We start from the raw sequence: 8,686 nt of genomic DNA, 5'->3' as shown, positions 1-8,686 counted from the left end.
ACGTTGGAACCACTTCGAACAAGGTGATGTTCAACGTGATTTGTATAGTGCCTTCCTCATTATGAATACAAAAGATAATCTGTGTGAAATAGATGTTGAACGGGCAAATAAAACTTGGAACCACTTCTTTGATAAGCACCAACAGGAAATAGACCGAATAAAACAGTTGAACAAGAAACAATTAAGTAGTATTGGATTGTAAAGCTTCGATACAAAAGGGTTTTGAACTGAGCCCACAGGGCGATAATGGCAGCAATCGTTGCCTTGTCCATGAAAGTCTAAGGGAAATAGCTGAGTGGCTGATGTCAGCCGACAACTCGTTTTCGGTTATTCAGACGAAGGCTGAATGAAAGTACCTTAGAACCTCGTGACTTTAGTCATGAGAGGTTCAGATAAGGCTTAGTGTATCAAACAGAAAACAAAAGGAAGTTGTGTATCAAAAAGAAACCAATCGACATGATGGTTTCTTTTTATTTATGAAAAGTGTATCAATAAAAGAAGTTTAACAGATTGATTGGTTACTTGTGAAATAAAGATTATAAAATTAAAAGCTATTTTTGCTTGATAAAATAAGGCATTTTACCTTTTTGAAAGCGCTTAATACTGTATTTGGCACAGAACTTGCTTATATACAAGTGTAAGGCAAAGTGAAGGTAAGGGGGTCAGAATATGATTGCATTAATTGTTGCAACTCACGGCGAATTTTCACGTGAAATCGTGAAATCCGCAGAGATGATTTTTGGTAAGCAAGATAATTTAGAAACGATTACATTTTTACCTGGAGAAGGTATTGAAGAACTTAAAGAAAAATATCTTCTTGCTATGAAGCATTTAGATATATCTAAAGGTGTTTTGTTCATGACAGACTTATTTGGTGGAAGTCCATTTAATGTTGCAGCTTCCGTGGCTTTAGATCACGAGGAAATGGAAGTTATTACAGGAACAAATATGCCCATGTTAGTAGAATGTTTTGCAAGGAGAAGTTCAGGTGACTTAAAAACACTTGTTCCAGCTATCAGTCAAACGGCCATTGAAGGAGTAAAAACCTTAAGTGGGAGTTTGAGCTTAAACGAAGAAGAGGGGGACTTATAATGATTATTGCACTCGTTCGAATTGATGATCGTCTTATTCATGGCCAAGTAGCGACGTCTTGGTCCAAAGAAGCTAAATGTGATCGTATTATCGTTGTATCTGATGAGGTGGCGAAAGATACCTTTAGAAAAACGCTATTGTTATCTGTTACGCCTCCAGGCATTAAAGCAAGTGTTATTCCTATTGACAAAATGATCCGTGCCTACAACAATCCAAAATATGAAAAATCAAGAGCTTTACTCCTTTTTACGAATCCAAGTGATGTGGTAAGAGTTGTGGATGGTGGAGTAAAAATTGAAAGCGTAAACATAGGGCAAATGAGTTTTAAAGAAGGACGTACAGCCATTGCACACGCTGTGAGTGTTGTTGATGAAGATATCGAAGCATTTAATAAATTAAATGAAAAAGGAATTGAACTTGAACTTCGTCATACGGCTAATGATCCTAGGATTAATTTGATGGATAAAATAAAAGCGTTTTCAAAAGAATGATGGTCTTCAGTATTTATACAAAATGACAAAGGAAATAGCCATAATGAATTCTTATAAAAATTAAAGGGGTGACACATCATGTCATTGATTCAAATTATTTTGGTTTGTCTTATCGCAGCCATTGCAGGTATGGCCAGTGTATTGGATGAAGGTCAACTTCACCGCCCGTTGATTGTATGTACACTTATTGGTTTAGTACTTGGAGATTTGAAAACAGGCGTTATTCTTGGAGGTACGCTAGAAATGATGGCTCTAGGCTGGATGAATATTGGGGCTGCAATGGCACCTGATACGGCTTTGGCTTCAGTCATTTCAACTTTACTTGTTATCACGGCAGATCAAAGTATAGGAAAAGGTATTGCGGTCGCCGTTGCGGTTGCAGCAGCCGGGCAGGTTTTAACCATCTTTGTAAGAACGCTTACGATAGGTTTACAACACCGTGCAGATAAATACGCAGAGGAAGGGAATATTCGGGGCATCGATATGATGCATATCATAGGTTTATCATTACAAGCATTGCGTGTTTTGATCCCGACATTAATTGTAGCATTAATTAGTGTAACGACTGTTCAGAACCTCCTCAATTCAATTCCAGAAGTTATTACGAAAGGACTTCAAGTCGGTGGTGGTATGGTCGTTGTTGTAGGTTATGCGATGGTTATTAATATGATGGCAGTTAAATATCTCATGCCATTCTTATTCTTAGGTTTTGTTATAGCTGCATTTACAAACTTTAACTTGGTGGCTTTAGGTATTCTCGGTTTGGTCGCTGCAATTATCTATATCCAATTAAATCCAAAATATCATGCGTCAGCTGGCCAAAATCGCGCAGCTGCAACCAATGGCGGAACGGTATCTGGCAATGATTTAGATGATGATTTAGACGACTAAATTTGACAGGGGGAGAAAATAATGAGCGAACAAGTAAAAGTACAAGACGTATCAACAAATGGTGAGAAAAAGTTAACGAAAAAAGATTTGTTTTCAATGTTTATTCGTAACAATTTTCTTTTAGGAAGTTTTAACTTTGAACGGATGCAATCGGTCGGTTTTTGTTTCTCAATGATTCCAGCTATCAAGCGCTTGTATAAGGGTGATGAACGGAAGAAAGCATTAAAAAGACACTTGGAATTCTTTAATACCCAACCGTTCTTGGCTGCTCCAATTGTCGGTGTTAGTGCTGCTATGGAAGAACAAAAAGCAAATGGTGCACCCATAGATGATTCAACAATCAGTGGTGTAAAAGTTGGCTTAATGGGTCCACTTGCCGGTGTAGGTGATCCAATTTTCTGGGGTACGTTACGTCCTGTCATTGGTGCTTTAGGTGCATCACTTGCTATTACAGGGAATATCATTGGCCCACTAGTCTTCTTAGTTTTCTTTAATATTCTTCGATTAGCAACAAAATATTATGGCATTCAATATGGATATAAAAAGGGACTATCGGTAATTTCAGATCTTGAAGGAAATCGACTTCAAAAATTGACCGAAGGAGCTTCGATATTAGGACTGTTTGTCATGGGGGCGCTGGTTTGTAAGTGGACCAGTATTAATATTCCAGTTGTTTTAGCTCATTTGACAGACCAAACAGGACATAAAACGGTAACAACAGTTCAAAGTGTTCTTGATTCGTTACTACCAGGATTACTTCCATTGCTACTCACATTCTTCGTGGCCAGTCTGCTTAAAAAGAAAGTAAATCCACTTTGGTTAATCTTTGGTATCTTTGCCGTTGGTATTCTTGGCTATTGGTTAAAAATTCTTGCTTAAAAAAGTCTTGACTTTTTTAGGTTAGGACATGACAATAATAAGGCAAGTAAAAATTTAAAACGAGGTGGAAGCATTGGCTGAGAACGTTCAGATCATACAACCTGAACAGCTTGATGACATGCTAAAAAATCATGAAGACGTGTCTGTTATTGATGTAAGGGAGAATGAAGAAGTCGAAATGGGCAAAATCCCTACCTCCATTCATATTCGTTTAGCGGAAATCCCGGAACGATATGAAGAATTGGATCGTTCAAAACAACATGTTGTGGTTTGCAGATCGGGAAGAAGAAGTGAGATGGCGACCGAATTTTTGCAAGAACATGGTTTTAAAGCAAAAAACATGGTTGGTGGTATGTTAAAATGGCACGGTGAGGTTGAGTAACACAGCCAAGTCACACACGTAAAAATAGCAAAAACCCCTCTAAACAGTTATTTAGAGGGGTTTTGTGCGCTTTGAATTATATATGATTTAACTTTTATGGATATAATAGTTGGAACGACTTCGCCAAATTTAGACAAATTTCTTTAATTGTAACAACTTTATCGTTAACCTGTATTTGTTTATGGTACAATATTAGAGTTATGACTTTCTTTATAAAATGGATTATGCTTTATCTTTTTATAAATGAAATCTACTTTACCAAAAGCAGTATTTTAAATAGGATAATATTCAGATCATTAACTAGGCTTGGATGTTGTTATCATAAATGATTGATTAACTTCTAAATACCATTTGGTTACCTGAAGTTTCACATATAGGAGGATCTTGCATGATCAGAGGAACTTTGATCCTTACCGTTGCTACATTTCTATCAAAAATGTTAGGTATTGTGTTTGTTATTCCATTTACCGCTTTGGTTGGAAATGATGGAGTATTTTTATATTCAATAGCTTATATCCCTTACTCAATTATATTAAGTATTTCCACATTAGGGCTACCACTAGCTGTGTCCAAATTCGTTGCCAAATATAATGCGATGGGGGATTATCATACAGGCAAACGATTATTTAAATCTGGTTTACTCATGATGAGTTTATCAGGCCTTATTGGTTTTTTATTTTTGTTTATTTTTGCCCCGAAAATTACTGGGTTAATAGATGCAGAAGGTCACAATCTGAATGACATGGTTCTTGTCATTCGAGTGGTGAGTATTTCAATCTTAATCGTTCCATCCATGAGTTTAATCCGAGGTTATTTTCAAGGCTATCAGTCAATGGGACCTACAGCGGTATCTCAAGTCATTGAACAAATTGTTCGGATTGCCTTTATTTTATTAGGTTCCTTCCTTGTTATTAAAGTTTTTCATGGGTCAGTTCGGACAGCGAGTGCAATGGCGACGTTTGCGGCCTTCGTAGGTGCCGTGGCAGGTTTATACGTTATGCTGTTATATTGGATGAAACGTCGTCATCGTTTTAATGAAATGGATGATCATTCGCTAAGTTCACCAAATATGAGTCTTTCTTTAAGCAAAATGTATAAGGAATTATTAAGCTATGCGATTTCATTTGTCGCTGTAGGCATCGCGATGCAAGTGTATCAATTGATTGATCAATACACAATATTTAGATTTCTCCATTATAGTACTAGAACCATGACCACTTATTACGCAGCCTTATCGATGAATGATCAGAAAATTATTATGATCCCTGTTTCACTTGCAACGGCTCTTGCGGTAAGTGTTGTACCGTCAATGATTACGTCCTATGCCGAAGGAGATCAGCGCTCGCTGCATAAAAAGATCACACAAGCCCTGCAATTTGTTCTCTTTTTAACACTGCCGGCTGCAGCAGGATTATCCATCCTTGGTTATATGATTCATGGATTGTTTTATACGGTGGATCCGAGAGACCTTATGATTGGCGGTCATGTTTTGCGTTGGTATGCTCCAACAGCTTTGTTTTTTGCTTTGTTTTCAGTCACTGCTTCTATATTGCAAGGGATTAATCGGCAGAGGGTGACATTATACAGCTTACTTGTTGGTGTTCTTTTCAAACTGATATTAAATCCAATCTGCATGATACTCTTCGGTATGGTTGGTCCTATTATTGCGACTAATATAGGGTACTGTGCTTCAATTCTAATTAATTTATATGCTATTAAGCGGCAAACAGGGTATAATTATACCTTTATTGCAAAAAGAACGTTGCTCATTTCTATATTTACATTCGCGATGCTCATTCTGATTAAACTAATTTTTATGTTAACAGGCGGTCACATTCCGAATACAAGAGGAAAAGCTATTGTCATTTCCGTCATTAGTATTGGTGTGGGTGGTTGTTTTTACTTACTCGTTTCCATGAAAACAGGTCTTTTAAGGCAAGTTATCGGAAAAGTACGCGTTCCCATACTATCAAAGCTTGTGAAAAAACATGCATAAGAGCCCTCTCGTTACGAGGGCTTTTTTGTACTTTAAGAAAGCATAAAAATTTAAGTACAACTAGCATAATCTTCTTTCGATTAAGCATCGAGTTGCCGTGAAGGCGAAGCAATAGTGACACATTCTAGGCCTCTTTCTGTGCCTTACAGGCCCCGCAATCGGCAAGTTTTCTTTATTCGTTAAATTAAGATGGGTAGCTTGAAGGAGGAACAGGAATGCCTAATCTTTGTTCAATGACACGAAGCCGTGCGTGAAGGCTCGAAATACTTTCCGCTAATTGCTTGTAGTTATTGTCAATATCATCTATTCTCTTTGTTAGTGTATCGTCTGGTATAGGAGCTGTTTGGTAGTAGGATTCAGGTGGGAATCCATTAAGAGCGTGAGTTTGTTGATAAGTAAATGAATTTGGATTTGTTTCAGACCAAGGTAACATCGTATAAGGAACAGAGGCAGGTGGTGAAATCGGCTGATGGTTTGTTGCTGGCTGGAAAGGTAAACTATAATGACTAGTACCAATGGTGTAAGAATCATATTCAGTAGGTCTTTCTTGTCCTCCATTTAGTTTTTCGTATCCATTAAATATATTTGAAGGCTTAGGCCACTGCGGTTGTTGTTGATGTTGATTTCGATAAACCATGAATTAACCCCCTATAGAATAGCTTTTCGTAATAGTCTATGTATAGGCGAATGGATATGTTTCAAAGTTTTTCTTTTTTTATTCTTTGAGGCCCTTTAACTTTTTATCGTACCATTTTAATTGTTGCCCGATTCCTAATCCTTTTAGTGGAATTTCAAAAGTAAAACCTCTCTCATGTAGCACCGGTTCAAGATACTTGCGATAGATGTTACCTCCATGGAGATAAAGCTGAATTTGATCGGGTTTTTCATATTGACAAAAAGCTTTAACAACCTTTTCTCCCCATTTTCTTCTTTGTTGATTTGAAAATGTACGGATCGATACATCATAGGGTGCCATCACGGTATCCGGGAGTAAAAGTCCATCTTTTGCATTATAAAAATACAAAGTATCGTAATTTTCTAAGGCATATTGTACCGATTTCTTGAATAACGGACTTTGATAAAATTCAATCACGGGTGCCGTTTCTTTGCTCTTTTTTCTTGCAGTCGCCATTAGTGCAACTTTCTTTTTCATTTGATCCACCTCTTTCCTACTATTGTACCTTTCATTTTGTAAAATGGGACAAATGATGCGTAAAAATATAAAAAAATGTTTATTCCTTGAAGGGTCTTCTTATTATTGAAAGCTTAATAAATTTAAAACTCTAATCATCATTGGTTTATCTTTCCTTATTTATTTGAAAATTTGCAGAATATATTTGACTTTTTATCGTATTAATGTATAGTATAGGGGTATAGAAGGATAACAGAGTTCCTTTATACTACATCTCTGACTTTTACTATACAGCAACCATAACGTTATTACTTCATAAAAAGGAATTAGAATAGTTTATTGCATTTTGAATATTCTTTTAATGTAAGTTATCCTTTAAAAAAACGTTAGGGAGTGGTTATTTGAATCCTTCAACTGATCGAATGTTAAACCGTGTAAAAGCTGTTTATTTATTCATTCGAAACAAAGGTACTGTCACAACGCAGGAATTAGTTGAAGAGTTTGACATCACGCAAAGGACGATTCAAAGGGATCTAAATATACTAATGTATAATAATTTAGTGAAAAGTCCCAGTCGAGGAAGATGGACGATAACAAATAAAAAAGTGAAAGTTTCATGAGCTGTAGCCATTGCTGCATGCTCTTTTTTTGTATGTATAAAACAGGTGAATCCCTTTTTCTATTGAAATGAATGTTGACAAACAAGAGACAGATAATTCATATCGTTTCTTGTTTGTCTCATCATAATCATGAATTCTTTTATGAAAATAGGTTGTCTACAATTTCAGACGTCTTTACTTTTCAAATATGTCACCTGATAAATAACGTTCACCTGTGTCGTTAGTCATACATATGACGATATCATCTGGGGTATATCGTTTGGCTATTTGCATCGCTGTGTAAACGGAAGCACCTGAGGAAGGGCCAACAAGTATTCCTTCTTCATGAGCCAATCGTCTGGATGTTTCATAAGCTTCTTCATCGGTTATTTTAATAATCTCATCGATAATCGATAAATTTAGAATTGATGGAATGAAACCTGGACTTGTTCCAACTAATTTATGCCGTCCTGGCTTTCCTCCAGACAGAACAGGAGATCCGGCTGGTTCACAGCAAAAAATAGATAGATCTGGGAAATGTTCTTTTAATGTTTCACTTGTCCCTGTGATTGTACCACCCGAACCTGCTGTCGAAACAAAGGCTTTAAATGGTTTGTTTAATGTCTTAATATCTTCTATGATCTCCAGTGCGGTGGACCTACGGTGAGCATCTGGATTAGCCGCGTTTTCAAATTGCATCGGTAAGAAACTGTTAGGAATCGTTTCAGCGAGTTCCTTAGCCTTCCTAATAGCCCCAGGCATTTTTTGGTCGCCAGGAGTTAAAATAACTTCAGCTCCATAAGCTTTCAATAGACTAATACGCTCTTGGGTCATCGTATCAGGCATAACAATTATCGCACGGTATCCTCGTGCAGTTGCATTCATGGCTAGACCGATCCCGGTATTACCTGACGTTGGTTCAATAATCGTTGCACCTTTTTTTAAAAGACCGGTTTTTTCAGCGACCTGAATCATGTTAAACGCAGCCCTATCTTTCAAACTTTTACTAGGATTAAAAAACTCTAATTTAGCATATATTTGGGCACCCTTTTTATCTGGTAAGCGATTTAACTTAACAAGAGGCGTATTTCCAATTAATTGATCAATCCGATCGACAACTTTATTCAAAATCAACACTTCCTTCTTATACACAATAACGATAGATTGCTCTTCACTCTGTTTATTATACCAAGAAATATAATAGGGATAACAGGAAAAAAGAAT

General features: G+C 36.8%; 10 protein-coding genes and 1 pseudogene. 8 read left to right on the top strand and 3 right to left on the bottom strand.

Going from position 1 to position 8,686, the window contains the following annotated elements:
• The 7 genes and pseudogenes from FG390_RS06445 to FG390_RS06415 all read left to right on the top strand — a co-directional run.
• Positions 1–202 (top strand): annotated as a pseudogene (locus FG390_RS06445) (RNA-guided endonuclease TnpB family protein); the annotation flags it as partial.
• Between the two features lie 467 nt (positions 203–669).
• Positions 670–1,092 (top strand): PTS sugar transporter subunit IIA, encoded by a 423-nt coding sequence (locus FG390_RS06440; RefSeq protein WP_141190204.1) that lies wholly within the window; start codon positions 670–672, stop codon positions 1,090–1,092.
• On the top strand, positions 1,092–1,583 hold the full coding sequence (locus FG390_RS06435) for a mannose/fructose/sorbose PTS transporter subunit IIB (RefSeq protein ID WP_141190203.1): 492 nt from the start codon (positions 1,092–1,094) through the stop codon (positions 1,581–1,583). Before FG390_RS06440 ends, FG390_RS06435 begins: the two co-directional genes overlap by 1 nt.
• 78 nt (positions 1,584–1,661) lie before the next feature.
• A complete protein-coding gene (locus FG390_RS06430; RefSeq protein WP_141190202.1) occupies positions 1,662–2,474 on the top strand; it encodes a PTS mannose/fructose/sorbose transporter subunit IIC in 813 nt (270 codons plus the stop codon).
• Positions 2,475–2,495: 21 nt separating this feature from the next.
• Positions 2,496–3,353 (top strand): PTS mannose transporter subunit IID, encoded by an 858-nt coding sequence (manZ, locus tag FG390_RS06425; protein ID WP_141190201.1) that lies wholly within the window; start codon positions 2,496–2,498, stop codon positions 3,351–3,353.
• 73 nt (positions 3,354–3,426) lie between these two features.
• The gene (locus FG390_RS06420) at positions 3,427–3,735 is read left to right on the top strand and encodes a rhodanese-like domain-containing protein (protein ID WP_246092721.1); all 309 of its coding nucleotides are present in this window, start codon (positions 3,427–3,429) and stop codon (positions 3,733–3,735) included.
• A 388-nt stretch (positions 3,736–4,123) separates the two neighbouring features.
• On the top strand, positions 4,124–5,731 hold the full coding sequence (locus FG390_RS06415; protein WP_246092720.1) for a putative polysaccharide biosynthesis protein: 1,608 nt from the start codon (positions 4,124–4,126) through the stop codon (positions 5,729–5,731).
• A 184-nt stretch (positions 5,732–5,915) separates the two neighbouring features.
• Here the strand turns inward: FG390_RS06415 and FG390_RS06410 are convergent, their stop codons facing one another.
• Both FG390_RS06410 and FG390_RS06405 read right to left on the bottom strand, forming a co-directional pair.
• Complete coding sequence (locus FG390_RS06410; RefSeq protein ID WP_141190199.1) at positions 5,916–6,368, bottom strand: hypothetical protein; 453 nt, start codon at positions 6,366–6,368, stop codon at positions 5,916–5,918.
• Between the two features lie 78 nt (positions 6,369–6,446).
• Positions 6,447–6,884, bottom strand: a complete 438-nt coding sequence (locus FG390_RS06405; protein ID WP_141190198.1) for a DUF6884 domain-containing protein — start codon at positions 6,882–6,884, stop codon at positions 6,447–6,449.
• 380 nt (positions 6,885–7,264) lie between these two features.
• Here FG390_RS06405 and FG390_RS06400 point away from each other — a divergent pair, with 380 nt between their 5' ends.
• On the top strand, positions 7,265–7,483 hold the full coding sequence (locus tag FG390_RS06400; protein ID WP_141190197.1) for a DeoR family transcriptional regulator: 219 nt from the start codon (positions 7,265–7,267) through the stop codon (positions 7,481–7,483).
• A 174-nt stretch (positions 7,484–7,657) separates the two neighbouring features.
• Here FG390_RS06400 and cysK read toward each other — a convergent pair whose 3' ends face one another.
• Entirely contained in the window at positions 7,658–8,590 is a 933-nt protein-coding gene (gene cysK, locus FG390_RS06395; RefSeq protein ID WP_246092719.1) for a cysteine synthase A, read from the bottom strand.
• Between the last annotated feature and the right edge of the window lie 96 nt (positions 8,591–8,686).

Source organism: Terrilactibacillus laevilacticus (assembly GCF_006517395.1).
Lineage (GTDB): Bacteria > Bacillota > Bacilli > Bacillales > Sporolactobacillaceae > Terrilactibacillus > Terrilactibacillus laevilacticus.
The sequence above is the reverse complement of the archived record's forward strand: the minus strand, read 5'-3'. Positions and strand labels throughout refer to the sequence as shown.

What these genes read in the sequence shown, in the direction of transcription:
- FG390_RS06440 (WP_141190204.1), top strand. Translation starts at nt 670, where the DNA reads ATGATTGCATTAATTGTTGCAACTCACGGCGAATTTTCACGTGAAATC.
- FG390_RS06435 (WP_141190203.1), top strand. Translation starts at nt 1,092, where the DNA reads ATGATTATTGCACTCGTTCGAATTGATGATCGTCTTATTCATGGCCAA.
- FG390_RS06430 (WP_141190202.1), top strand. Translation starts at nt 1,662, where the DNA reads ATGTCATTGATTCAAATTATTTTGGTTTGTCTTATCGCAGCCATTGCA.
- manZ (WP_141190201.1), top strand. Translation starts at nt 2,496, where the DNA reads ATGAGCGAACAAGTAAAAGTACAAGACGTATCAACAAATGGTGAGAAA.
- FG390_RS06415 (WP_246092720.1), top strand. Translation starts at nt 4,124, where the DNA reads ATGATCAGAGGAACTTTGATCCTTACCGTTGCTACATTTCTATCAAAA.
- FG390_RS06410 (WP_141190199.1), bottom strand. Translation starts at nt 6,368, where the DNA reads ATGGTTTATCGAAATCAACATCAACAACAACCGCAGTGGCCTAAGCCT.
- FG390_RS06405 (WP_141190198.1), bottom strand. Translation starts at nt 6,884, where the DNA reads ATGAAAAAGAAAGTTGCACTAATGGCGACTGCAAGAAAAAAGAGCAAA.